The 24,411-nt window shown below is 32.8% G+C and carries 24 protein-coding genes; 15 read left to right on the top strand and 9 right to left on the bottom strand.

Annotated elements, in window-relative coordinates; translation table 11 throughout:
* Positions 1-82 precede the first annotated feature (82 nt).
* Positions 83-706, bottom strand: a complete 624-nt coding sequence (locus Q0663_RS03905; protein ID WP_299006671.1) for a LysE family translocator — start codon at positions 704-706, stop codon at positions 83-85.
* A gap of 108 nt (positions 707-814) precedes the next feature.
* On the opposite strand from Q0663_RS03905, the gene Q0663_RS03900 reads away from it, so the two are divergent.
* Positions 815-1,708, top strand: a complete 894-nt coding sequence (locus Q0663_RS03900; protein WP_299006668.1) for a LysR family transcriptional regulator — start codon at positions 815-817, stop codon at positions 1,706-1,708.
* Between the two features lie 56 nt (positions 1,709-1,764).
* Here Q0663_RS03900 and Q0663_RS03895 read toward each other — a convergent pair whose 3' ends face one another.
* The 3 genes from Q0663_RS03895 to Q0663_RS03885 form a co-directional block, all read right to left on the bottom strand.
* Positions 1,765-2,022, bottom strand: coding sequence for a hypothetical protein (locus Q0663_RS03895; protein ID WP_028892839.1), 258 nt, complete (start codon positions 2,020-2,022; stop codon positions 1,765-1,767).
* A gap of 2 nt (positions 2,023-2,024) precedes the next feature.
* Positions 2,025-2,333 (bottom strand): co-chaperone YbbN, encoded by a 309-nt coding sequence (locus Q0663_RS03890; RefSeq protein WP_047790074.1) that lies wholly within the window; start codon positions 2,331-2,333, stop codon positions 2,025-2,027.
* A gap of 93 nt (positions 2,334-2,426) precedes the next feature.
* Positions 2,427-3,068, bottom strand: coding sequence for a peroxiredoxin (locus tag Q0663_RS03885; protein WP_047790073.1), 642 nt, complete (start codon positions 3,066-3,068; stop codon positions 2,427-2,429).
* A 300-nt stretch (positions 3,069-3,368) separates the two neighbouring features.
* Here Q0663_RS03885 and katG point away from each other — a divergent pair, with 300 nt between their 5' ends.
* The 4 genes from katG (at position 3,369) to Q0663_RS03865 (ending at position 6,689) form a co-directional block, all read left to right on the top strand.
* On the top strand, positions 3,369-5,567 hold the full coding sequence (katG, locus tag Q0663_RS03880; RefSeq protein ID WP_299006661.1) for a catalase/peroxidase HPI: 2,199 nt from the start codon (positions 3,369-3,371) through the stop codon (positions 5,565-5,567).
* Between the two features lie 213 nt (positions 5,568-5,780).
* Positions 5,781-6,140: a YtxH domain-containing protein gene (locus Q0663_RS03875; protein WP_047790071.1), complete on the top strand. Its 360-nt coding sequence runs from the start codon at positions 5,781-5,783 to the stop codon at positions 6,138-6,140.
* Positions 6,140-6,502: a phage holin family protein gene (locus Q0663_RS03870; RefSeq protein WP_159493717.1), complete on the top strand. Its 363-nt coding sequence runs from the start codon at positions 6,140-6,142 to the stop codon at positions 6,500-6,502. Before Q0663_RS03875 ends, Q0663_RS03870 begins: the two co-directional genes overlap by 1 nt.
* Positions 6,486-6,689, top strand: a complete 204-nt coding sequence (locus Q0663_RS03865) for a hypothetical protein (protein WP_299006641.1) — start codon at positions 6,486-6,488, stop codon at positions 6,687-6,689. Before Q0663_RS03870 ends, Q0663_RS03865 begins: the two co-directional genes overlap by 17 nt.
* Before the next feature lie 307 nt (positions 6,690-6,996).
* Here the strand turns inward: Q0663_RS03865 and Q0663_RS03860 are convergent, their stop codons facing one another.
* From Q0663_RS03860 to Q0663_RS03840, 5 genes are all read right to left on the bottom strand, one after another.
* The gene (locus Q0663_RS03860) at positions 6,997-7,398 is read right to left on the bottom strand and encodes a VOC family protein (RefSeq protein WP_299006639.1); all 402 of its coding nucleotides are present in this window, start codon (positions 7,396-7,398) and stop codon (positions 6,997-6,999) included.
* Positions 7,399-7,493: 95 nt separating this feature from the next.
* Positions 7,494-8,657, bottom strand: a complete 1,164-nt coding sequence (locus tag Q0663_RS03855; protein ID WP_299006637.1) for a sigma-54 dependent transcriptional regulator — start codon at positions 8,655-8,657, stop codon at positions 7,494-7,496.
* A gap of 185 nt (positions 8,658-8,842) precedes the next feature.
* A complete protein-coding gene (locus Q0663_RS03850) occupies positions 8,843-9,784 on the bottom strand; it encodes a mechanosensitive ion channel domain-containing protein (protein ID WP_299006634.1) in 942 nt (313 codons plus the stop codon).
* Positions 9,785-9,884: 100 nt separating this feature from the next.
* Complete coding sequence (locus tag Q0663_RS03845; RefSeq protein ID WP_299006631.1) at positions 9,885-11,204, bottom strand: ABC transporter permease; 1,320 nt, start codon at positions 11,202-11,204, stop codon at positions 9,885-9,887.
* A gap of 3 nt (positions 11,205-11,207) precedes the next feature.
* On the bottom strand, positions 11,208-12,137 hold the full coding sequence (locus Q0663_RS03840; protein WP_073184572.1) for an ABC transporter ATP-binding protein: 930 nt from the start codon (positions 12,135-12,137) through the stop codon (positions 11,208-11,210).
* A gap of 190 nt (positions 12,138-12,327) precedes the next feature.
* On the opposite strand from Q0663_RS03840, the gene Q0663_RS03835 reads away from it, so the two are divergent.
* From Q0663_RS03835 to Q0663_RS03790, 10 genes are all read left to right on the top strand, one after another.
* Entirely contained in the window at positions 12,328-12,792 is a 465-nt protein-coding gene (locus Q0663_RS03835) for a MarR family transcriptional regulator (protein WP_299006625.1), read from the top strand.
* Between the two features lie 13 nt (positions 12,793-12,805).
* Entirely contained in the window at positions 12,806-15,211 is a 2,406-nt protein-coding gene (locus Q0663_RS03830; protein WP_125066917.1) for a 3-hydroxyacyl-CoA dehydrogenase/enoyl-CoA hydratase family protein, read from the top strand.
* 40 nt (positions 15,212-15,251) lie between these two features.
* Positions 15,252-15,605: a four helix bundle protein gene (locus Q0663_RS03825; RefSeq protein ID WP_299006615.1), complete on the top strand. Its 354-nt coding sequence runs from the start codon at positions 15,252-15,254 to the stop codon at positions 15,603-15,605.
* 46 nt (positions 15,606-15,651) lie between these two features.
* A complete protein-coding gene (locus Q0663_RS03820; protein WP_299006612.1) occupies positions 15,652-16,842 on the top strand; it encodes an acetyl-CoA C-acyltransferase in 1,191 nt (396 codons plus the stop codon).
* Positions 16,843-16,872: 30 nt separating this feature from the next.
* Positions 16,873-17,232: a four helix bundle protein gene (locus Q0663_RS03815; protein ID WP_299006609.1), complete on the top strand. Its 360-nt coding sequence runs from the start codon at positions 16,873-16,875 to the stop codon at positions 17,230-17,232.
* A 34-nt stretch (positions 17,233-17,266) separates the two neighbouring features.
* Positions 17,267-19,075 carry an acyl-CoA dehydrogenase family protein gene (locus tag Q0663_RS03810; protein WP_299006606.1) on the top strand — a complete coding sequence of 603 codons (1,809 nt, stop codon included), beginning with the start codon at positions 17,267-17,269 and terminating at the stop codon, positions 19,073-19,075.
* Between the two features lie 237 nt (positions 19,076-19,312).
* Positions 19,313-20,314, top strand: a complete 1,002-nt coding sequence (locus Q0663_RS03805) for a PliI family lysozyme inhibitor of I-type lysozyme (protein ID WP_299006603.1) — start codon at positions 19,313-19,315, stop codon at positions 20,312-20,314.
* A gap of 11 nt (positions 20,315-20,325) precedes the next feature.
* Positions 20,326-20,754 (top strand): META domain-containing protein, encoded by a 429-nt coding sequence (locus Q0663_RS03800; protein WP_299006600.1) that lies wholly within the window; start codon positions 20,326-20,328, stop codon positions 20,752-20,754.
* A gap of 489 nt (positions 20,755-21,243) precedes the next feature.
* Positions 21,244-22,893, top strand: coding sequence for a serine hydrolase (locus tag Q0663_RS03795; RefSeq protein WP_299006597.1), 1,650 nt, complete (start codon positions 21,244-21,246; stop codon positions 22,891-22,893).
* Between the two features lie 895 nt (positions 22,894-23,788).
* The gene (locus tag Q0663_RS03790; protein ID WP_299006595.1) at positions 23,789-24,349 is read left to right on the top strand and encodes an AraC family transcriptional regulator; all 561 of its coding nucleotides are present in this window, start codon (positions 23,789-23,791) and stop codon (positions 24,347-24,349) included.
* Positions 24,350-24,411 lie beyond the last annotated feature (62 nt).

Genomic DNA, 24,411 nt, shown 5'->3' with positions numbered 1-24,411 from the left:
ATTATCAGTTAGTAATAACAAAATTTTGAAAAAAATAATTCAAACCGATAGCGAAGTTTTCAATCTCTATCGGTTTGAATTGTTACATAAACGCTATTTGTAACCCCATCAATACAAATATTGCTCCTGATACTTTCTTTAGTCTTACGCCTATTTTTTCGTTCTCTTTAATTTTCGTTGAAAATGATCCCGCAAACGATGTTAAAACTAAATACCAAACAGTAGTCATCGTTGCATAAATTACTCCTAAAATCATAAAAGGAACTGGATTTTCTATTTCTGTTGGACTTATAAACTGCGGAAAAAAAGCTATAAAGAATAATGCAACTTTCGGGTTTAATATATTAGTAACAAATCCTGATGCAAAGCTACTTTTTGCTGAATCTTTCTTTTGTTCTTCATTCGTTTCAGCTATCAAACCTTTTTTTGACATTACTTTTGCTATTCCTAAATAAATTAAATAAGCCGCTCCTAAATATTTAATCAATGCAAAAAATAATGCTGATTTAGCTACCATAATTGACAAACCCAATGCTCCAAACAATGTATGTACTAAAGCACCTGTGTTTAAGCCAAAGCTGGTATATATACCAGACCTTCGTCCTTGGCTAATTGACTTATTAATTAAAAAAACAGTTTCTATTCCTGGTGTTAACACAAAAAGAACAGTTGCTACTAAAAATGCGATAAAATTCTCAATTCCCATTTCTTTACTTTTTAAAAATGATTACAAAGTTTTTTATGCAAAGCAACTGCGGTTCTCTTTATTAAAAAATACTTATTTTTGATTAATTAATGCAAAAAACGCATTAGAATGACATTTCAACAAATTCGATATTTTTTAACACTAGCAGAAGAACTACATTTTTGGAAAACAGCAGAGAAAGTTTACACCTCTCAATCGTCATTAAGTAGACAAATTCAGTCTTTAGAGGAAGAATTAGGTGTTACTTTATTTGAACGAGATAAAAGAAATGTAAAACTTACAGAGGCTGGCGTATTTCTTAAGAAAAAATGGGACGTTTTACTAGACGAATTTGATCGCACACATAAACATGCAAAAAAAATTGATGAAGGTTCTTCTGGGCTTGTTAGTATCGCTTATCCCGGTTCTATCTCATACAACTATTTACCTGAATTACTCAAAATATTTTCAGAAGAGAAACCTGATTTAAAAGTAGAACTTATGGAGCCTACTGACATTACACTTGAGAAGCTTCTTTCCAGTTATCAAATAGACTTTGCTTTTAGTAGAAATGAGGTTTTAAATACTTCTATTTTATCTGAAAGGCTCTATGCTGAACCCGTTTGCCTTGTAGTTCCAAAAGATCATTGGGTAACGGAAGATTCATTTGAAGATTTAAGGGATGTAAAAGATGAAAAGTTTATTCTTTCAGGGTTACATCATACCACTTATTTTTCTTCGTTGTTACGCAATATTTTTAATACTTACGGCTTTGAACCTCAAACTCATATTGAATCCGATTTTGGAAGCATGATTTTAAATTTAATTGGTAGAGGTTTGGGTATTTCTATTTTACCTTACTCCTATCAATTTTCTTTAAATACCAATCTTCGTTTTATCATGCTACCAGAAAGTACCGAACTATACATTAATTGGCGTAAAAACGACAATAGAAAGATCATTAAAAATGTGATTGAATATTCTATAAAATTAGGTAAGAGCTATAACCAAAAGTTTATATAAAAAAAGTCCTAAACTTATAAATTCAGGACTTTTTATTAAATATTGTATATAGAAAACTATTGGTCAATAGAACCTAAAACACGTTTCATGAAGTTATTTAATGCTTCTTTTTTTGGTGTTCCGTCTTTAATCATTTTATCAACTTCAATTGCTCCATACATATTAGAGATTAACTCTCCTATCACGTCTAGTTCTTCGTCTTTTAACGAAGGAACTTCCGTTAAGGCTTCAAGAGTTTCAATAGTTTCTAGTACGTAATCTTGATCGTTTTCTTCAATAAATGAAGTTAAATGTTTAATTACTGGTAATTTCATAATTAAGCTACTTCGTTTACTAAATCTTTCAATACATCAAACTTATTGGTTTGCGTTTGATTTACTAATTTTCCATCAATATAAGTAGCAAAAGTAGGCAAGTTACTCACATCAGCAAGTTTTCTACTCTCTGGAAATTTTTCGGCATCAGCTATTACAAAAACCATATCTTCATTCTCAGAAGATAACTTTTTAAATTTAGGTTTCATAATACGGCAGTTACCACACCATGAAGCTGAAAACTGAACTACAACTTTTTTATTACCTGCAACAACTTCAGATAAATTATCTTGACTTAATTCTTGTACCATAGTCTTAAAATTTATTTTATCTCGAAAGGAGCTCGTGCTCGACCCCTTCACTTATCTCACACGAACTTGTTTCCTTTCTTTAATTATGTCTAATTAGTTTGCCGCTAAGTACTCTGCTGTAGCTTTAGCGTTTGCTTGCATAGCTTCTTTACCTTCTTCCCAGTTTGCAGGACATACCTCACCTTTTTCTTGAACGTGAGTATAAGCATCTACTAAACGTAAATATTCATTTACATTACGGCCAACTGGCATATGGTTTATTCCTTCATGAAAAACAGTTCCTTCTTCATCAATTAAATACGTAGCTCTGTATGTTACGTTATCTCCTTCTACTTGTACAGTTCCTGTAGCTTCGTCATAAACTTCGTTAGAAATATCTAAAATTCCTAAAATAGATGATAAGTTACGGTTACTATCAGCTAATAATGGGTAAGTAACACCTTCAATACCTCCATTATCCTTAGATTGGTTTAACCAAGCAAAGTGTACTTCAGGAGTATCACATGATGCACCAATTACAATGGTATTTCTTTTTTCAAATTCTGGTAATGCAGCTTGAAAAGCATGTAACTCAGTTGGACAAACGAAAGTAAAGTCTTTCGGATACCAAAACAACAACACTTTTTTCTTATTTTTAACTGCTTCTTCTAATACATTTAACTTAAACGTGTCACCCATTTCGTTCATTGCATCTACGTTTAAACTTGGAAATTTTTTTCCTACTGCTGTAGCCATTTTATATTTTTTTAAAGGTTAATAATTAATATGTTCTTTTTATCGATGACAAATTTATTTCCTTTCTTACTATCTACAGCCTAAAAGCAAAAATATTTTTTTATTCAACTATAAGAATTATCAATACTCTTAAAAGAAAAAAATAAGATAATCAAATACCACATTTCAAACCAAACAGTTAACCCTTATCAAAAAACATATAATAAGAATATATTATACCAAAATAAAAAACATAGATAAAAATTATTCATTGTTTTGTTGTAAATTTGAACGTATTATAACCTGAAAAAAATATAAAATATGAAAGATTTACACTCACACTCTTCTAGTAAAAATGGAAAGTGTCCTTTTTCTCAAGGAGCTAATACTGAAATACATGATAATATTATGGAGTGGTGGCCTAAGTCGTTGAACTTAGACATACTACACCAACATGACACCAAAACCAATCCTTTAGGAGATAATTTTAATTATGCTGAAGAATTTAAAAAATTAGATTTAGAAGCTGTTAAAAACGACCTGAAAGACTTAATGACCGATAGTCAAGATTGGTGGCCTGCCGACTGGGGACATTATGGTGGTTTAATGATTCGTATGGCGTGGCATGCTGCTGGTACCTATAGAGTTGCTGATGGTAGAGGTGGTAGTAATACAGGTAATCAACGCTTCGCTCCACTAAATAGTTGGCCTGATAATGGTAATTTAGATAAAGCAAGACGACTATTATGGCCTATAAAGAAAAAATACGGAAACAAACTATCTTGGGCAGATCTTATAATTTTAGCTGGTAACATGGCTTACGAATCTATGGGATTCAAAACATTTGGTTTCGCTGGTGGACGTGAAGATATTTGGCATCCTGAAAAAGATATTTATTGGGGATCTGAAAAAGAATGGTTAGCGCCAACAGGGAGTAAAGGTTCTCGATATTCTGGAGACAGAGACTTAGAAAACCCATTAGCTGCTGTAATGATGGGATTAATTTATGTAAACCCTGAAGGGGTTGACGGAAAACCCAATCCTTTAAAAACCGCAAAAGACGTAAGAGAAACCTTTAAGCGCATGGCAATGAATGATGAAGAAACCGTTGCTTTAACTGCTGGTGGACACACTGTAGGAAAAGCACACGGTAATGGTGACGCAGGAGCCTTAGGTGAAAGCCCTGAAGGTGCAGAAGTTCAAGATCAAGGTTTTGGGTGGATGAACCCTAAAGGGAATGGAAATGCTGCAGACACTGTTACTAGTGGTTTAGAAGGGGCTTGGACAACTACCCCCGATAGATGGAACCATACGTACTTTCATTTGTTGTTAAATCATGATTGGGAATTAACAAAAAGTCCTGCTGGTGCGTGGCAATGGGAGCCTGTAAGTATGGATGAAGCAGATAAACCTACCGATGCTCACAATCCGAATGTGAAAAGGAATCCTATTATGACTGATGCAGATATGGCGATGAAAATGGATCCTGAATACAGAAAAATATCGGAGAAGTTCTACAACGATCCAGCAGCTTTTGAAGACGCTTTCGCTAGAGCTTGGTTTAAACTTACCCATCGTGATTTAGGTCCAAACACTCGTTATTTGGGAGCTGACTCTCCTACCGAAACATTGATTTGGCAAGATCCAGTTCCAACTGTTGATTACACTTTAAGTACTACAGAAATTGAAGAACTAAAGGACAAGTTATTAAATTGCGGACTTACTCGTACAGAATTAATTAACACTGCTTGGGATAGTGCTAGAACTTACAGAGGTTCCGATTTTAGAGGTGGTGCTAATGGTGCCCGTATTCGTTTAGCTCCTCAAAAAGATTGGGAAGGAAACGAACCTACAAGATTAAAAAAAGTGCTTGATAAATTAACTGAAATTCAATCAGGATTAAGCAAAAAAGTAAGTATTGCTGATTTAATTGTTTTAGGAGGTAGTGCTGCTGTTGAAAAAGCTGCTAAAGATGGTGGTGTTGACATTAAAGTTCCTTTTACCCCTGGAAGAGGTGATGCAACCGCTGAAATGACAGATACTGAATCTTTTGATGTTTTAGAGCCTCTACATGACGGATACAGAAATTGGCAAAAGAAAGATTATGTAGTAAAACCAGAAGAATTATTATTAGACAGAACACAACTTATGGGGTTAACCGCTCCTGAAATGACTGTTCTAGTTGGGGGAATGCGTGTGCTAGGAACTAACTACGGAGGAACTAAACATGGTGTGTTTACAGAAAATGAAGGTGTGTTAAGTAACGACTTCTTTGTTAATCTTACCGATATGAAATACTCATGGAGGCCTTCAGGGGAAAACTTATACAATATTGTTGATCGTAAGACAGGAAACACTAAGTGGACAGCTACACGAGTTGATTTGATATTTGGTTCTAACTCTATTCTTCGTTCGTATGCAGAAGTATACGCACAAGACGACAACAAGAAAAAGTTTGTGAAGGATTTTGTAACTGCCTGGACTAAAGTAATGAATGCAGACAGGTTTGATGTAGTATAAATCACAACTAAATAATAATATTTTAAGCTAGATTTTTTTTTAATTAAAGAATCTAGCTTATTTTTTTACACTCTAATCACCACTCCCTCTTTCTTCCTCATAAGTCATTAATAGCAATTGAGTTAACATTTAAATTTATTGAGCTAAAGAAACATCAGCTATCAAAGTATTTTTGTTACAGAAATCATTTAATAATTAAAAAACAAATATATTATGAGCAACGATAAAAGTATTTTAGGCTTATTAGCAGGAGTAGCTGTAGGAGCAGGATTAGGTATATTATTCGCCCCTGACAAAGGGAGTAATACACGAAAAAAAATAGCAGACGGAGCAGCCTCTGCAAGAGATACCATTACTTCAGAAGCAACACATCTTAAAGAAGAAGTTAAGCATAAAGCTGAAAGCTTAAAAAATAATGTGGCTGAATCTCTTAGCAGCAAAACAAACTCATTAGAAGAAAAATTAGAAACTATTGTAACTGATGCTAGTTATAAAGCTGAAGATGTTATAACCCAATTAGAACAAAAACTAAAAGTATTAAAGGCTAAAAACAAAAAATTACAAACTAAATAATGTCGATATTCAAATCAATACATACCAACTCTGAAAAAGCAATTGAAAAAGGCGAAAGCTTTATAAAGAATTCTGAAGAATACTTTAAATTAAAAGTATTTTATATACTAACCTCTTCTTTAAGCATGATTTTCAATTTTGCTATTATAGGTATATTCCTACTTATTGCTTTTGTTTTTTTGGCTGTAACAATATCGGCAACCATAGGTAATTATTTAAACAATGTTGTTTTAGGATACTTGTTAGTAGCTTTACTTTTTATAATTTTCGCTTTAATAGCATATAGTATGAGAACAAATGTAGAGAATTTTGTAATTAAAAATTTATCTAAAAAGTATTTTGACGATGAAGAAAACCTATAATAATAGTAAAGAAATAACTAAAGAACTAAAATTACTGAAGCTTAAAAGAGATATTTCTTTAGAAGAAATTAAACTTGTAAAAGAACAATTTAAAGAAGATTTATCTGTCGGGAATTGGTTTCAAACTATATTTGAAACAGTTGGTAAGTTTGGAATATATATTTTAGCTAGGAAATTTTTAAAATAATCTTTTTTCAACTCAATCTTGAATAGCTACAAAGCTTTAATTTAGGTGTAAGACATATAACTTCTTTCCTCTTATAATTAAAAAACTATCTTCTTCAGATGGTTTTTTAATTATAAGCTTTACTCATTACGTACTCAATATTGTTTCATATTTATTTTCTTTTTTTGTGTTTTTTTTAAAAGCTTCATACCCCCTTAATTCTGTTAGCTTTTATGAACTTTTACAAAACAACAAAGATGAAATTGTATTAGCTTCTTTCTAATACAATTCCACCTTTATTTATATAACAATTATTGTAAACTACTTACTATAACTTACAGTTTACCATCCAACGTATATTAAATTTATCGGTACAAGCCCCAAACAGTGCGTTCCATTCCGTTTCCAATAGTTCAGTATGAACTATACCTCCGTTAGACAACTCATTAAAAACAACAGTAGCTTTCTCCTCATCATCTAAATCAACACTCATTTGAATATTATTACCACTATTTAGCGGAGTATCTGGAGAAACATCATACGCCATAATGTGAATCCCCTTCCCTTTCAATTCTGCATGTTGTATTTTATGCCTGTAATCTTCTGGAATATCTCTCTTTGAGTCTTTGTACGTTTGTTTGTTTACAATTTTTGCATTAAATAAGTCTGCATAAAAATTTAATGCGTTTTGACATTCTCCTCTGAATGCTAAGTATGCTTGTATGTTCATAATTTTTATTGTTTTGTATAAAAATAAAAACAAGCATCTATATAAATTAACTCTATTGCTGTGATTATTAACTCAAAAATTTAAAACGTTATTAATTATTTACTAGCAAATAGTTTTACATCATTTTTAGAAACTTCTTTTTCTCCTAAAATAAGTAAACGTTCAACTACATTTCGTAATTCTCTAATATTTCCTGTCCAATCATACTCTTGTAACAATTTAATAGCATCTTCCGAGAAACCTTTCTTAGGCATCCCTTGTTCTTCAGAAATTTTCTTTGCAAAGAAATCTACTAATAATGGAATATCTTCTCTTCTATCATTCAACGCAGGAACTTTAATTAAAATCACTGCTAAACGGTGATATAAATCTTCACGGAAACGTCCTTCTTCAATTTCCTTCTTTAAATCTTTATTTGTTGCAGCAACTACACGTACATTTACTTTTATGTCTTTATCTGAACCTACTCGTTGAATACGATTTTCTTGTAATGCGCGTAATACTTTTGCTTGTGCAGATAAGCTCATATCTCCTATTTCATCTAAGAAAATGGTTCCTCCATTTGCTGCCTCAAACTTTCCTGCTCTATCTTTATTAGCCCCTGTAAAACTACCTTTTACATGTCCGAATAGTTCACTTTCTATTAATTCTGAAGGAATAGCTGCACAGTTTACCTCAATCATTGGTGCTTTAGAACGATCAGACTTTTCATGCAGCCAATGCGCTACTAACTCTTTTCCTGTTCCGTTAGGCCCTGTAATTAATACACGAGCATCGGTAGCTGAAACTTTTTCTATCATGTCTTTAATATGAATAATAGCCTCACTTTCACCAATCATTTCGTAGTTTTTGCTTACCTTCTTTTTTAAACGCTTATTTTCAACTACTAGTTCTTTTTTATCCAATGCATTACGAACTGTGTTTAACAAACGATTTAAATCTGGCGGTTTCGAAATATAATCAAAGGCTCCTAAGCGCATGGTGTTTACTGCAGTATCTAAATCACCATGACCAGAAATCATTACCATTGGTGTTTCTGGTTTTAATTTTCTAGCTTTTTCCAACACCTCAACACCATCCATTTTTGGCATTTTTATATCACACAGCACTAAATCGTAATCTGTTTTCTTTATCATTTCAATTCCTTGCAAACCATCTTCAGCTTCTTCTACTTCATAGGAATCGTTTTCTTCAGAAATAATTTTTTTTAATACTCTGCGAATTGCAGCTTCATCTTCTATTATTAATATTTTACTCATATTTTTTTAGTCTTTTTGATATTAAAAAAGCTAGTTTAATAAATTCTTGAAATTAGAAATCATTTTTTTGAACTCACTTATTTCGTTTTCTAAATCTATTAACGCTACTTTATTAACACGCTCTTTACAACAAGAAAGAACCATTGGTGGTTACAATTCAAAAAGCAAGCCAAACGCTTTTCATCTTAATTATTTAATTCTTCTTTAGAATTTCCTTCCTCTTTACTTTCAATTTCTTTCTGATTGTTTTGGAGCACCTCTTTTTTTGGAGGTTCAAAATGCAACCCTTTAGCATCTACAATATGTATATCTCTTTGTGGGAACGGAATACTTATATTATGCTCTCTAAACAGCTCGTCTATTTTAAACCGTATATCACTTTTTGGTATCGCTGCCTGAAAACTATCATTTAATGTAAAAATTAATTTAAAGTTTAACGAACTATCTCCGAAATTTTCAAAAAGTACTAAAGGAGCTGGGTGCTGATATACTTTTGGATGTTCACTGGCCGCTTGCAACAATAATTTTTTCACTAAAGCTACATCACTACCATAGGCCACACCCACTGTTACACTTTCTCTGGTAGTAGTACCATTTTGCGTCCAATTATATAGGCTGTTAGATAAATACTTGTGATTAGGAATAACCAATACTTTATTATCGATTGTTACGGCTCTAGTGGTTCTCAGTTTTATCTCTTCCACCCTACCAACTTTGTCATCTAACTCTATAATATCACCTACATGAACACTTTTATCAAGGATAATAAAAATTCCAGATATTATATCTTGAAAAAAAGTTTGCAATGCCAAACCGATACCTATTAATAAGGCAGAAGAAGCTACTAAAATTGCACTTAAATCGACTCCTGCTGAACTTAAAGCTATTGAAAAAACAACTACATAAGCTAACCAACTTGTAAAAGAGAAAATAGTATCAAACTTATTCTTATCTTCTTGTTCTAATTTACTTTTAGCTAGTTTTTTTAAGTACTTCAGTAAAATTTTCACAAGAATTAAACCTATTATTAAAAACAGAACTGTCTTTATTGTAATATCTACTTCTTTTCCTCCTACTGGAATTCTAAGATTTAGAAAATCGGTTATTTCTTTTATTACTTCTTTCATCTGTTAGTTCTTTTTTTTATTGATTAGATGCAATTTACTATCTAAACATTTTCAGGTATTACTATGAGTTAAATACTACAATTTATTTTATAAATGATAATTACCCATTATAACGAATCCACTTCCATAAATCTTTATAAGTCGGCTTTTTACCATACATTAAAATACCCACGCGATAAATTTTAGCAGCAATCCATACAATCACCATAAAAGTAAGAATTAATAGCAACATGGAAATGGCTATTTCCCACCAAGCAACTCCAAACGGGATTCTCATTAACATCACTATTGGAGATGTGAATGGTATATAAGAAAATATTACTGACACTGGTCCGTGAGGATCATTAATTACCGTTGCAAAACCTACATAAACTGCCAAAATTAACGGTAGCATAATAGGCATCATAAATTGTTGTGTATCCGTTTCATTATCTACCGCAGCACCTACCGCTGCAAACAAAGAACTATACAACATATATCCTCCTAAGAAGTAGAAAATGAATAAGAAGAACATTTTTACTAAAGGCAATCTGAAAATTTCTTGCACAATCATTTCACCTTTATTGGTTGCTGTTTGCTGAATAGCTTCCATTTGTTCTGGTGATACTTTTCCTGACTGCATTTCCATCATATCAACTCCAAAGAAAGAAGATGCTACTAGGCTAAACACTAAAAACAAAATTCCCCAAATAAAGAATTGTAACAATCCAGCTGATGCATTTCCAATAATCTTTCCTAACATTAATTGGAAAGGTTTTACTGAAGAAACGATTACCTCGATAATTCTACTTGTTTTTTCTTCAATAACACTACGCATTACTGATGTTCCATAAATCATTACAAACATCATCAATAAATATCCTGCAACAGCTCCTACACCAATTTTTAATCCGTTGATTAATTTTGATGATTTTTCACCAGAGAAATTCAACATTTTAATTTCTGATGAAATTTTAGACTCCTCAATATGCGCAATATCAATTCCGAAGCTTGTTAGTTTTTTATGACGTAACTCCTTATCAATTTTGTCCTCTAAACGTTCCATGATAGACATACTTGGCGAATCTTTAGAGAAAAACTCAATCGATTTTGCCAACATTTCTAAACTATCTTGTTTCGGGATGTATAAAGCTCCGTAATAATCTCCTTCTTCTACCTTCTTTTTAGAATCTTCAATTCCTAAAGCAGTAAAATCTTCATACTTTACTGTTTTAGAATCTACAAACACATCAGAGAACATTCCAGACTCATCAACATATACTATCTTCTTAACCTTTTCATCGTTCTTCTTCATTAAGAAAAATACTAAAGCCCCCATACCAATCATTAACAGTGGACTTAAGAAAGTCATAACGATAAACGACTTATTTCTAACCTTAGCAATAAACTCGCGTTCTATAATTAATCGTAATCTTTTCATTGCTTAACTGTTTTTATGGATTGCTTGAATAAAAATATCATTAGCACTTGGTACTAACTCTACAAAATGTTGTACTTGTCCCTGAGTTGTTAAATACGATAACAAATCGTTTGGAGAACTTCCGTTGGTAAGTTTTACATTTAATTTTAACCCTTCATTTAACAATTTAAAATCTGCTGGTAAAACCTCAAAGTTTTCTTTTAGCTTTTGCTCCACTTCTTTTGAATTAGAAGTAGCTAATCCAACCTGAAAAGTATTTGTTCTAAACTCTTTTTTAATATCTTCTAGCTTACCATCTAAAATTTTATTCGATTTGTTAATCAACGCTATATAATCACACATTTCCTCTACAGACTCCATTCTATGTGTAGAAAAAATAATGGTAGCTCCTTCATCACGCAACTGTAAAATTTCTTTAGCTATTAGTTGTGCATTAATAGGATCGAAACCAGAAAAAGGCTCATCAAAAATTAATAATTTAGGCTGATGTAATACCGTTACTATAAACTGTACCTTTTGAGCCATCCCTTTAGACAACTCTTCAATCTTTTTATTCCACCAAGCTCCAATATCAAATTTATCAAACCAATATTTCAATCGTTTTTTAGCTTCCGATTTACTCAACCCTTTTAATTGAGCAAGGTACAATGCCTGCTCTCCTACCTTCATACTTTTATACAACCCTCTTTCTTCAGGTAAATATCCAATATGTTCTATATGATTTGGAGCTAACTTCTCTCCATCTAAAATAATTTCACCAGCATCAGGCATTGTTATTTGGTTGATAATTCTAATAAGCGAGGTCTTTCCTGCACCGTTAGGCCCTAACAAACCAAAAACACTACCTTTAGGAATGTGCATTGAAACATTATTTAATGCAGTATAATCGCCATAACGCTTTACTACATTATTAATTTCTAATAAATTGTTCATAGATTTTATAGTTGATTAATTGCCGTTTATTTAAAAACAGCAGTGACAAACTTACATATTTTTATACTCAATTAGTACACGCTTCTCTCTAAACGTTACAAGATTAATTTTTTGTTAATTTTATTATGCATGCATAACTTTTTTACGAAATACTATGCGTGCATAATAAAATTTTATATATTTGGCATCCATGGACAAGGATAAATCAATAGATCACCAATTAAGAGCTACGTGGCAAGCCGTTGCAAAAATGTATAACGAGCAAGCTGCAAAGCATGATAGCACAATGGCCACGGCTTTTGCTTTATTGAATATAGATTTTGAAAACGGTACTCCTTCTACTGCTTTAGGACCGTTAATGGGAATGGAACCTACAAGTCTTTCTCGTTTATTAAAAACAATAGAAGATAAAGGAATTATATGTCGCGAGAAAAATCCAAATGATGGTAGAAGCGTTATTTTAAAACTTACCGAATACGGTAAAGAAATGCGCGAAGTTTCAAAAGGGCATGTATACCAATTCAATAATAAAGTAAGAGAACATATTACTGAAGAAGAATTAGAAACCTTCTTTAAAGTAACAACAACAATAAACAAACTAATTACAGATAAGTTAATATACGAAGAAGAAAATATTGACAATAAAGCTGTATAAAACAAACAAACAAATGGCAAGAAGAATTAAAAAAGTAGCAATTATCGGTTCTGGTATCATGGGATCAGGTATTGCATGTCATTTTGCTAACATTGGCGTTGAAGTATTGCTTTTGGACATCGTTCCAAGAGAGCTTAACGACAAAGAAAAAGCAAAAGGATTAACCTTAGAAGACAAAGTAGTTCGTAACCGTTTGGTAAATGATGCTTTGACTGCTTCATTAAAGTCGAAACCATCACCTATCTACAATAAAAAATTTGCAGATAGAATTACTACTGGGAACCTTGAGGACGATTTACACAAAGTAAAAGATGTAGATTGGATTATGGAAGTAGTTGTTGAACGCTTGGACATTAAACAAAGTGTTTTTGAGCAAGTTGAGAAATACCGTACACCTGGTACTATTATTTCTACCAACACTTCAGGTATTCCTATTAAGTTTATGAACGAAGGACGTAGTGAAGATTTCCGTAAACACTTTGCGGTTACACACTTTTTTAACCCTCCTCGTTATTTAAAATTATTTGAAGTTGTTCCAGGACCTGATTGTAAACAAGAAGTTACAGACTTCTTAATGGATTACGGTTCTAAATTCTTAGGAAAAACTTCAGTATTAGCTAAAGATACACCAGCATTTATTGGTAACCGTATTGGTATTTTCGGAATCCAATCGTTATTCCACCAAGTAAAAGAATTAGGCCTAACTATTGAAGAGGTTGATAAATTAACAGGTCCAGTTATTGGACGTCCTAAATCAGCTACATTCCGTACTGTTGACGTGGTTGGATTAGATACTTTAGTACACGTTGCTAACGGAATCTACGAAAACTGTCCTAACGACGAAGCTCACGACTTATTTAAGTTACCAGACTTCATCAACACGATGATGGAAAATAAGTGGTTAGGTAACAAAACCAAGCAAGGTTTTTACAAAAAAACAACCAATGCTGAAGGAAAGCGTGAAATTTTAGCATTAGATTTAGATACGATGGAATACCGTCCGTCTAAAAAAGCAAAATTTGCTACCTTAGAATTAACAAAAACAATCGATAAGCCAATTGACCGATTTAAAGTATTAGTTGGCGGAAAAGATAAAGCAGGAGAATTCTACCGTAAGAACTTCGCAGCAATGTTTGCGTATGTTCAAAATAGAATTCCAGAAATTTCTGATGAATTATACAGAATTGACGATGCCATGAAAGCTGGTTTCGGATGGGAAAATGGTCCTTTCGAAATTTGGGATGCTGTAGGAGTTGAAAAAGGTATCGAATTAATGAAAGCTGAAGGAAAGGAACCAGCTGCTTGGGTTACTGAAATGGTAGCTAAAGGAGAAAAATCTTTCTATACAGTTAAAGATGGTGCTACTTACTACTACGATGTACCTGCAAAAGCACAAGTTAAAAAACCAGGACAAGATTCATTTATCATCTTAGACAACATTCGTAAAACTACCGAAGTGTTCAAAAACTCTGGAGTTGTTATTGAAGATTTAGGAGATGGAATCTTAAACTGTGAATTCCAATCTAAAATGAACACCATTGGTGGTGATGTTTTAGCTGGATTAAACAAAGCAGTTGATTTAGCTGAAAAAGACTTCCAAGGATTAGTAATTGGTAACCAAGCTGCAAACTTCTCTGTAGGTGCCAACATCGGAATGATTTTTATGATGGCAGTTGAGCAAGAGTACGATGAGTTAAACATGGCTATCAAATATTTCCAAGACACGATGATGCGTATGCGTTACTCTGCAATTCCTACGATTGCTGCTCCTCACGGAATGGCGTTAGGTGGTGGGTGTGAATTATCATTACACGCTGATAAAGTAGTTGCTGCTGCTGAAACCTACATTGGATTAGTAGAGTTTGGAGTTGGAGTAATTCCTGGTGGTGGTGGATCTAAAGAAATGGCGTTAAGAGCTCAGGACTTATTCCACACTGGTGATGTTCAATTAAACGTATTACAAGAGCACTTCTTAACTATTGGTATGGCTAAAGTGGCAACTTCAGCTTATGAAGCATACGACTTAAACCTACTACAAAAAGGAAAAGATGTTGTGGTTGTAAACAAGGATCGTCAAATTGCTGAAGCTAAAAAACACGCTGTGTTATTAGCAGAAGCAGGTTATACACAACCAGTAAAACGTAAAGATGTTTTAGTATTAGGTAAGCAAGCTTTAGGTATGTTCTTAGTAGGAACAGATTCTATGGAAGCTTCTAAATATATTTCTGAACACGATCAGAAAATTGCAAACAAACTAGCCTATGTTATGGCTGGAGGAGATTTATCAGAACCAACAAAAGTTACTGAGCAGTATTTATTAGACCTTGAGCGTGAAGCTTTCTTAAGTTTAACTACTGAAAGAAAAACGTTAGAGCGTATTCAGCATATGTTAAAAACTGGTAAACCACTTCGCAACTAGTTGCGAATAGTATTGAGATATTAGTATTAAGTAGTTAGAAATGCATAAAGTAGAAGATTTAAAAATATGGCAAAAATCAATAGAGTTAGCAAAAGCTACCTATCTACTTGTTTCAGAATTACCATCGGATGAAAAATTCGGACTAACATCTCAAATAAAGAGAAGTGCTATTTCGATTCCTTCAAATATAGCAGAAGGAGCTGGTAGAAATTCACAAAAAGAATTCAAACACTTTTTGAGTATTGCAAATGGTTCTACATACGAACTTCAAACGCAATTACTATTAGTTATTGAATTGAACCTAATACATAAAGATAAAGTACAACCCATTATTGAGTTGTGTATTGAAATTCAGAAAATGAATTATGTTTTTCAGCAAAAATTAAACGCCTAAACATTCACTCAATACTAAAACCTCAATACTCAATACTAAAAATAAAATGAAAACAGCATATATAGTAAAAGGATATAGAACCGCCGTAGGGAAATCTAAAAAAGGTGTGTTCAGATTTAAAAGAGCTGACGAATTAGCTGCTGAAACCATCAAATATATGATGGGTAAGTTGCCAGAATTCGACGTAAAGCGTATCGACGATGTTATTGTTGGTAACGCAATGCCAGAAGGTTCTCAAGGATTAAACATGGCGAGAATTATTTCGTTAATCGGATTAGATTCTGTAGATGTTCCTGGAGTTACCGTAAATCGTTTCTGTTCATCTGGAGTAGAAACTATAGCTATGGCAGTAGCAAAAATTCAGTCTGGAATGGCAGAGTGTATTATTGCTGGTGGAGCAGAAAGCATGAGTTCTGTACCAATGACAGGTTTTAAACCAGAATTAAACTACGATATCGTAAATGCAGGTCACGAAGATTACTATTGGGGAATGGGTAATACTGCAGAAGCAGTAGCGCAACAATACAATGTATCTCGTGCAGATCAAGATCAATTTGCATACGAATCGCACATGAAAGCTTTAAAAGCATTAGATAGCGATCGTTTCCAAGATCAAATAGCTCCAATTGATGTAGAAGAAACTTACATTGATGGAAACGGAAAACGCGCTACAAGAAATTACACCGTTACTAAAGACGAAGGTCCACGTCGTGGAACCAGCGTAGAAGCCTTAGCAAGATTACGTCCAGTATTTGCTGCTGACGGTTCTGTTACTGCTGGTAACTCATCACAAACAAGTGATGGAGCTGCCTTTGTTATGGTAATGAGTGAAGATATGGTAAAAGAGTTAGGTATTCAACCAGAAGCTCGTTTAGTAAGTTATGCAGCAGCAGGAGTACCACCTCGTATTATGGGAATTGGTCCAGTAGCAGCTATTCCAAAAGCATTAAAACAAGCAGGTTTACAACAAAATGATATTGAATTAATTGAGCTAAACGAAGCGTTTGCTTCACAATCGTTAGCAGTTATTCGCGAATTAGGATTAAATCCGGATATCATTAACGTAAATGGTGGAGCAATTGCTTTAGGTCACCCATTAGGATGTACTGGTGGTAAACTATCTGTTCAGTTACTTGATGAAATGCGTAAGCGTAACATGAATAACAAATACGGAATGGTAACCATGTGTGTAGGTACTGGTCAAGGTGCTGCTGGTATTTTTGAATTCCTAAATTAAGAAACAAGACTATTAGAATCAAGAAACAAGATGATGCACAATTTCAAAAAATTAAAAATTTGGACTGAAAGCATGAATTTAGTTTCTGATTCTTATAAATTAACTAGAACCTTTCCAGACTTTGAAAAGTTTGGCTTGGTTTCTCAGATGAATAGATGTGCTGTTTCTATTCCTTCTAACATAGCTGAAGGTTCAAGTAAAAGCACTAACAAACATTTTAATAAATATTTAGAAGATAGCTTAGGTTCTTCATTTGAATGGGAAACACAATTAATTATTGCTTTTAATGAAAGCTACCTATCTGAAGAAAAGTTTAAAGAATTAGAACAAAAAATTAAGTCAATACAAAAAATGATTTCAAGTTTCCAATCTGGTCTGAACAAGTCTTGACTCTTGGCTCTTGAATCTTAAAATCTAATATACTATGTCAGAATTAACAAAAGATCTTTTACGCGGAGGGCAGTTCCTAGTAAAAGAAACAAAATGTGAAGATATATTTACTCCTGAAGATTTTTCAGAAGAGCAAACAATGATGCGTGATGCGGTTAAAGAATTTAACGACCGTGAAATCATTCCTCATAAAGAACGTTTCGAAAAGAAAGATTATGCACTTACCGAAGAAACTATGCGTAAAGCTGGTGAATTAGGATTTTTAGGTGTGGCTGTTCCTGAAGCTTATGGCGGATTAGGAATGGGATTCGTTTCTACCATGTTAACATGTGATTACATTTCAAGTGGAACAGGATCTTTTAGTACAGCTTTTGGAGCACACACAGGTATTGGTACGATGCCAATTACTTTATACGGTACCGAAGAGCAAAAGCAAAAATACGTTCCTGCATTAGCAATGGGAGAACGTTTTGGAGCTTACTGTTTAACAGAACCAGGAGCAGGATCGGATGCGAACTCAGGAAAAACTACTGCTGAGTTAACTGAAGACGGAAAGCACTATAAAATTAACGGACAAAAAATGTGGATTTCGAATGCAGGTTTTGCTGAAATCTTCATCGTTTTTGCTCGTATTGAAGATGATAAAAACATTACTGGTTTTATCTTAGAATATGATAAAAACAATCCTAACGGAGTAACTTTAGGAGAAGAAGAACACAAATTAGGTATTCGCGCCTCTTCTACTCGTCAGGTATTTTTCAATGACACATTGGTTCCTGTTGAAAATATGTTATCTGTTCGTGGTGGGGGATTCAAAATTGCCATGAATGCTTTAAACGTTGGTCGTATTAAGTTAGCTGCTGCTTGTTTAGATTCTCAAAGAAGAATTGTAACTCATGCTGTAAACTATGCTAACGAACGTAAGCAATTTAAAACTCCTATTGCTGAGTTTGGAGCTATTAAAATGAAATTAGCTGAAATGGCTACTAACGCTTATGTTGGTGAGTCTGCATCATACAGAGCTGCTAAAAATATTGAAGACAGAATCGCTATTCGTGAATCTGAAGGAAACTCTCATCAAGAAGCAGAATTAAAAGGTGTTGAAGAATACGCTATTGAATGTTCTATCTTAAAAGTAGCAGTTTCTGAAGACGTACAAAACTGTGCTGACGAAGGAATCCAAATTTACGGAGGTATGGGATTCTCTGAAGAAACTCCAATGGAGTCTGCTTGGAGAGATGCTCGTATTGCTCGTATCTACGAAGGAACTAACGAAATTAACCGTTTATTATCGGTAGGAATGTTAGTTAAAAAAGCAATGAAAGGTCATGTAGATTTATTAAATCCTGCAATGGCAGTTCAAAACGAATTAATGGGAATTCCTTCTTTCGATACTCCAGATTATTCTGAATTATTCTCAGAAGAAAAAGAAATTCTTGCTAAACTTAAGAAAGTATTCTTAATGGTTGCAGGTGCTGCTTTACAAAAATTTGGACCAGAGCTAGAGCAACACCAACAGTTATTAACTGCTGCTTCAAATATTTTAATTGAAATATACATGGCAGAATCTGGAATTTTAAGAACTGAGAAGAACGCTAAGCGTTATGGTGAAGATGCTCAAAAAGAACAGATTGCAATGGCTAAGTTATACTTATACAATGCTGTTGAGATTATTACCAAAAGTGCAAGAGAAGGAATTATTTCTTTCGCTGAAGGTGATGAGCAACGTATGATGTTAATGGGACTTAAGCGTTTTACAAAATACGCAAACTACCCTAACGTAGTTGAGTTACGTGACACAATCGCAGAAAAATTAAAAGCAGAAAATAAATACTGCTTCTAAAAAATAGAAAAAATTTCTTCAACTTTTATAGGTTTTAGAATTTAGTTGTTTGTTTAAAAGATCGTCAAATTAGGTTTTGGCGGTCTTTTTTTATACCCTCAAAAAACGTTGCTAAACCTATACGCTACAATATCAACCTACTAAAAAAACAAGAATCTTAAGGTTTTCTTAAAACGTTTTTTCATATCTTTAATGGTATATATATTGTTATTTAGAAGCAAAAAACATAAAAATAGCATGGTAAAACTTACCAATTCAGCACTGCTAGGAATGGCATTTTTAGCCATAGTTAGCTGTAAAAACGAAGCAAAAAAAACAGACACACACGATGCCACTAAACAAGAAACTGTAGCTACAATTACTGATGTTACAGGAAACTACATTTCTTCAGAATACGAAAAAAGAAACGAAGGGTACGATTGGGTTTCTGTTGCTGTAAGACCTGCCGAAAATAACAATATAAAAATTGCTGTTCGCTCACGTGCTGACAAGAAAAAGCCTACCTGTACTTTTGACGCTATTGCCAAAAAAATAAATGACAGCACGTATACAACTGACATAAATGGTAAGACTGTAGTATTTTCTTTTAAAAACAAACAAATTTCTATTGCAACGGCAAACAAAGAAGATAACAGTTTATTAAACTTTTACTGTTCAGGTGGAGGAAGTCTTGCAGGTTCTTATAATAAAATTGAAGGAAACCTTGACCAAACACAGATAGACAAAACCATTTTTAGAAAAAATGTAATCTTACAAGAGATTAGTTTTAGCATTGCTACTCAAAAAAATGGAATGGAAACGGAATTAACGGTTACTCCTTACGGATTAGAAATTGACAATTCTGCCGTTACTCAAACAATTGATGGTAGTGTTGTTGATGCTGAAATTGAAGATTTAAACTCTGATGGTTCTCCTGAAGTATTAATCTACACAAAATCTGACGGAAGTGGAAGCTACGGAAATGTAATAGGATTTTCAGTAAACAATAAAAAATCGATGAGTCAAATATACTTCCCTCCTATTACCGATAATAAGGAATTAAGTAAGGGATATATGGGGCACGATGAATTTACCATTATTGAAACAACCTTAGCGCAACGTTTTCCTATTTATAAAGAAGAAGATTCTAATGCTAACCCAACAGGAGGTACCAGACAAATTACTTACAAATTGGTAGATGGTGAAGCTTCTAGAAAATTTGTAGTAAAAAACTCAACTGAATTTAATACTAATAACTAAACTTAAACATTATGAAAAAACTATCATTTGTCTTCGCTGTAATTCTATTAATTACGGTGTCTTGTGCTAAAAAAGATACTGCTGAACAATTATACGGAACCACTTGGGAACTAGAATACATCTCTGGACCTAGAATTGCTTTTGAAGGATTGTTTCCTGATAAAAAGCCACAACTTACGTTTGATAAAGAAACAAACAAAGCTACTGGAAATAACGGTTGTAACGGTTATGCTGCTGAATTTACGTTAGGGGAAGAAAATGCGATTTCTTTTGGAGAACCAGGACCTACAACTATGATGTACTGCGGACAGGGAGAACAAGAGTTTTTAAAAACCATTAAAAAAATAAACAAGTATAGTTTTGACATAGAAGGAAAACTAAACTTATTAATGGACGATGTAACCATGATGCGTTTTAAAAAAGTAACTACTGAAGAATAATTCACGATAGTTGTTACTTTAAACGAATTAATAACTTAGGGGAAACCTCATACTTTACAGCCTTTTTTTGGTTTGTTAGTACGAGGTTTATTTTTTTCTATCAAAGGCAATGTCCGCTAATAAGTATACAGAGAATGTTGGATTGAATCTATACTGATGTAAAAACAGAGAACATGCCGTGATATTAGCGACCCATGCCGCGGTGTCTGCGGAGCATACCGTGATATCAGCGACCCGTGCAAGCTTTTATGATAGCTAAAACTACTTTTATTTCCTAAATAGCTAATTTTAAGGGATTCCGTAACAAAATTAAGTTATTATTAGTAAGTTCGTAAAGGTATAAGCAAACATAAAATACAATTATATCCTTACTGAAATGGTCGTATAACGATGTACTTTACATCTATATAAACAAGTAAGCCATAATAAACTCACTCAACTGTAACAACAAGAGTTTAATCGAGTCTTTAGATAAAGAAAACAAAATTTATGAATAAAAAACAGTTTGGTATAGTAATAATATTTTTACTTCTAATTCCCAAATTAGCAACTTCTCAAAATATTGATTCAAAGGTAGAAAGTCTATATCAGGTAAAAAATAATCAACCCGGATTTTCAATAGCTGTATTTAAAGGGAATGAAATCGTACTCGAAAAACAATATGGGATTGCAAACCTTGACTATAACACCCCAATTACAAATGAAACTGTATTTGATATTGGTTCAATTGCAAAACAATTTACAGCAGTATCAATTTTATTATTAGAGAATGAAGGGAAATTATCTATAAAAGAGCCTGCTTATAAATATATCGACAATCTTCCTCGATATAAAAAGGGCGACCCAACAATAGAACAATTATTAAATCAAACAAGTGGAATACCTGAAGTTGACCCATATTTTTATTTAGCAGATTTATCTTTTAATGACTTACTTACACAAACGAGAGTTAGCAATATCATAGTAAATTTAAACGAACTCAACTTTAAACCAGGAAAATATTTTGAATACACAAACGCCAATTACATCTTGCTTGCTAATATTATTGAAAAAGTATCAGAAAAATCTTTTGTAGAATTTCTGCAAGCCCATATTTTTTTGCCTTTAAAAATGGATAATACGATTAAGAAAAACAGAACATACGACATAATAAAAAATAGAGCGATTGGATATATTGAAGAAGAGGAGACTTATTATAAAATGGATTTACCTGCTACAATCTACAATGGAGATGGTCAAATTTTAACAACACCAAAAGACATGTTTAAATGGCATCAAGGTATTAGAAATGCTACTATTGGCTCACCCGAATTATGGAAAAAAATGCACACCAAAGCAAAGCTAAATGATGGAACCACAATTGACTATGGATTAGGCGTTGAGTTTGAAACGCATTACGGATATGCCGCTATGGGATTTGACGGTATGATTATGGGGGGATTCGTTTCTAAATACTTATACTTTCCAGAATTAGACATTGCCTTTTTTACCACACAAAACAGGTATGAAGAAGACTTCGAAGACCGATTTTTTCAACTTGTGGATTTATACATTCCAAGTCAAACGGAAATTGACACTAATCAGGAACAAGAGAATGTAATTATTGAATTGCCAAATGATACCCTTAATAAATATGAGGGTTCTTACATTTTTCTTGGTAATGAATATGAAGATATAAAAACTGGAATCATTCAACTAAAAGAAAAGCATTTAGTTCTAAAGACAAGCGATGGAGAAGAAATAGGGAAATTAAAGCCTATTGGTAATTCAAAATTTTTGATGGACAACATAATTATGGAATTTGATGTTCAAGCCAATAACAAGCAATACCGATTTTATGCAAACGAAAATGAAAAACCTTGGCTATTCAAAGAATTTAAACCGTATAAGCATACAGAATTAGAATTAAAAGAACTTGCAGGCATTTATTTAAATAAGAGTTTACAAGTAGCTAAAGAAATTATATTTAAAGATGGTCAATTGCAGTTTTTTTATGGTAAAGGAGCTTATAGCATTGAATTAAATACATTATCTAAAGACCTATTTAATATTCCCAACTACCCAATCCAATTCATACGAAATAAGAGCGGAAAGGTTAATTCGATGAAAATTATGGGATTAGAATTTGAAAAAATATAATTACTATAGCTATAAGTAATTGCTTTTTCTCTCCTACTTCTGAAAAACAGTAGTTTTATTATTCAGTTCGTATTCATTAAGTTAGAATTTTAAAAATACAACTAACTTTATACGAATACGTTATGTATCTTTCTAAACACAAAACACTAAAACACTATTTAGGAGCGCTTTTTTTAATGCTAATTGTAACTTCCTGTAAAGGTTAGTCGCAAACTAACGTAGAAAGAAACGTAGATGGGGTTGCCAAGACTGTAAAGCTTTATTAGATTATAAAATGCTTAATACAAACCCAAAGTCAGTTGATACTTTACCTGGTTTTCATGAAAATGAACCAAAACTAAAAATAACGGGTACTGCATTTAAAAAAAGACGGAAAAACACCTGCTGAAAATGTTATACTTTACATTTATCACACAAACAGAAATGGAATTTACCAACCTAGTGACAAACCTGTAGGTTCGGAAAAAAGACACGGACAACACAGAAATTGGCTTAAAACAGGTAACGATGGAAAATTTACTTTTCATACATTCAGGCCAGCATCTTATCCAAACTCTCAAGAACCAGAGCACATTCATATTTATGTAAAAGAGCCCAATACCGCACCTTATTATATTGACAGCTATCAATTTGAAAGTGACCCCGCTCTTACTGAAGAAAAAAAGCAATCAGAAAAAAACAGAGGTGGCTCTGGAATTATACAACTCAAAAAAGAAGATGGTATTTGGACTGCTCATAGAGACTTAATTTTAGGGTTGAATATTCCTAATTATGAGTAAGAATCATCAATTATTATTTGTTCCTGTCTACTTTAAAATAATAAAACCTAAAAATTAAAACCATAGTCTTCTATTAGAACTGTATCTTTACAAAAAATAGAAGTAAGAAAAATAAGATGACTCTTTTTATCAAAAACATGGTTTGCAACCGCTGTATCCTAGTCATTCAAAATGAATTAGACAAATTAGGTATTGGTGTAAAAAACATTAAATTAGGTGAGGTTATACTAGAAAAAGAACTTACTTCTGATGAAAAAGAACATCTAGATAAGATTTTACTTGATTTAGGCTTCGAAATTATTGATGATAAAAAAAGTCGCATTATTGAAAAGATTAAAAACCTAATCATCAATTTGGTACACCATCAAGACAGTGATACAAAAATCAATCTATCTGAACTATTAAGCAACGAACTACATCACGATTACAACTACCTATCTAACCTTTTTTCTGAAGTAGAAGGCACTACTATTGAAAAGTATTTTATTGCCCAAAAAATAGAAAAGGTGAAAGAGTTACTTGTTTACGATGAATTATCGTTGAGTGAAATTGCTTTCCGTTTACACTATTCAAGCGTAGCGTACTTAAGCAATCAGTTTAAAAAAGTAACAGGATTAACGCCAAGTCACTTTAAAAAAATCCGTAAAGACAGAAGAAAACCATTAGACGAGGTGTAAATCTTATAAATCAATTCCAAAATTCCACAATAAATTTTCTCTAACTTAATGCCAACTTTGTA

The sequence above is a fragment of the uncultured Tenacibaculum sp. genome, from assembly GCF_947504135.1.
GTDB lineage: Bacteria > Bacteroidota > Bacteroidia > Flavobacteriales > Flavobacteriaceae > Polaribacter.
This window is presented reverse-complemented; position numbering and strand designations above follow the sequence as displayed.

Excerpts from the sequence above, each read along its gene's own strand:
- Q0663_RS03905 (WP_299006671.1), bottom strand. The coding sequence starts at position 706 with ATGGGAATTGAGAATTTTATCGCATTTTTAGTAGCAACTGTTCTTTTT.
- Q0663_RS03900 (WP_299006668.1), top strand. The coding sequence starts at position 815 with ATGACATTTCAACAAATTCGATATTTTTTAACACTAGCAGAAGAACTA.
- Q0663_RS03895 (WP_028892839.1), bottom strand. The coding sequence starts at position 2,022 with ATGAAATTACCAGTAATTAAACATTTAACTTCATTTATTGAAGAAAAC.
- Q0663_RS03890 (WP_047790074.1), bottom strand. The coding sequence starts at position 2,333 with ATGGTACAAGAATTAAGTCAAGATAATTTATCTGAAGTTGTTGCAGGT.
- Q0663_RS03885 (WP_047790073.1), bottom strand. The coding sequence starts at position 3,068 with ATGGCTACAGCAGTAGGAAAAAAATTTCCAAGTTTAAACGTAGATGCA.
- katG (WP_299006661.1), top strand. The coding sequence starts at position 3,369 with ATGAAAGATTTACACTCACACTCTTCTAGTAAAAATGGAAAGTGTCCT.
- Q0663_RS03875 (WP_047790071.1), top strand. The coding sequence starts at position 5,781 with ATGAGCAACGATAAAAGTATTTTAGGCTTATTAGCAGGAGTAGCTGTA.
- Q0663_RS03870 (WP_159493717.1), top strand. The coding sequence starts at position 6,140 with ATGTCGATATTCAAATCAATACATACCAACTCTGAAAAAGCAATTGAA.
- Q0663_RS03865 (WP_299006641.1), top strand. The coding sequence starts at position 6,486 with ATGAAGAAAACCTATAATAATAGTAAAGAAATAACTAAAGAACTAAAA.
- Q0663_RS03860 (WP_299006639.1), bottom strand. The coding sequence starts at position 7,398 with ATGAACATACAAGCATACTTAGCATTCAGAGGAGAATGTCAAAACGCA.
- Q0663_RS03855 (WP_299006637.1), bottom strand. The coding sequence starts at position 8,657 with ATGAGTAAAATATTAATAATAGAAGATGAAGCTGCAATTCGCAGAGTA.
- Q0663_RS03850 (WP_299006634.1), bottom strand. The coding sequence starts at position 9,784 with ATGAAAGAAGTAATAAAAGAAATAACCGATTTTCTAAATCTTAGAATT.
- Q0663_RS03845 (WP_299006631.1), bottom strand. The coding sequence starts at position 11,204 with ATGAAAAGATTACGATTAATTATAGAACGCGAGTTTATTGCTAAGGTT.
- Q0663_RS03840 (WP_073184572.1), bottom strand. The coding sequence starts at position 12,137 with ATGAACAATTTATTAGAAATTAATAATGTAGTAAAGCGTTATGGCGAT.
- Q0663_RS03835 (WP_299006625.1), top strand. The coding sequence starts at position 12,328 with ATGGACAAGGATAAATCAATAGATCACCAATTAAGAGCTACGTGGCAA.
- Q0663_RS03830 (WP_125066917.1), top strand. The coding sequence starts at position 12,806 with ATGGCAAGAAGAATTAAAAAAGTAGCAATTATCGGTTCTGGTATCATG.
- Q0663_RS03825 (WP_299006615.1), top strand. The coding sequence starts at position 15,252 with ATGCATAAAGTAGAAGATTTAAAAATATGGCAAAAATCAATAGAGTTA.
- Q0663_RS03820 (WP_299006612.1), top strand. The coding sequence starts at position 15,652 with ATGAAAACAGCATATATAGTAAAAGGATATAGAACCGCCGTAGGGAAA.
- Q0663_RS03815 (WP_299006609.1), top strand. The coding sequence starts at position 16,873 with ATGATGCACAATTTCAAAAAATTAAAAATTTGGACTGAAAGCATGAAT.
- Q0663_RS03810 (WP_299006606.1), top strand. The coding sequence starts at position 17,267 with ATGTCAGAATTAACAAAAGATCTTTTACGCGGAGGGCAGTTCCTAGTA.
- Q0663_RS03805 (WP_299006603.1), top strand. The coding sequence starts at position 19,313 with ATGGTAAAACTTACCAATTCAGCACTGCTAGGAATGGCATTTTTAGCC.
- Q0663_RS03800 (WP_299006600.1), top strand. The coding sequence starts at position 20,326 with ATGAAAAAACTATCATTTGTCTTCGCTGTAATTCTATTAATTACGGTG.
- Q0663_RS03795 (WP_299006597.1), top strand. The coding sequence starts at position 21,244 with ATGAATAAAAAACAGTTTGGTATAGTAATAATATTTTTACTTCTAATT.
- Q0663_RS03790 (WP_299006595.1), top strand. The coding sequence starts at position 23,789 with ATGACTCTTTTTATCAAAAACATGGTTTGCAACCGCTGTATCCTAGTC.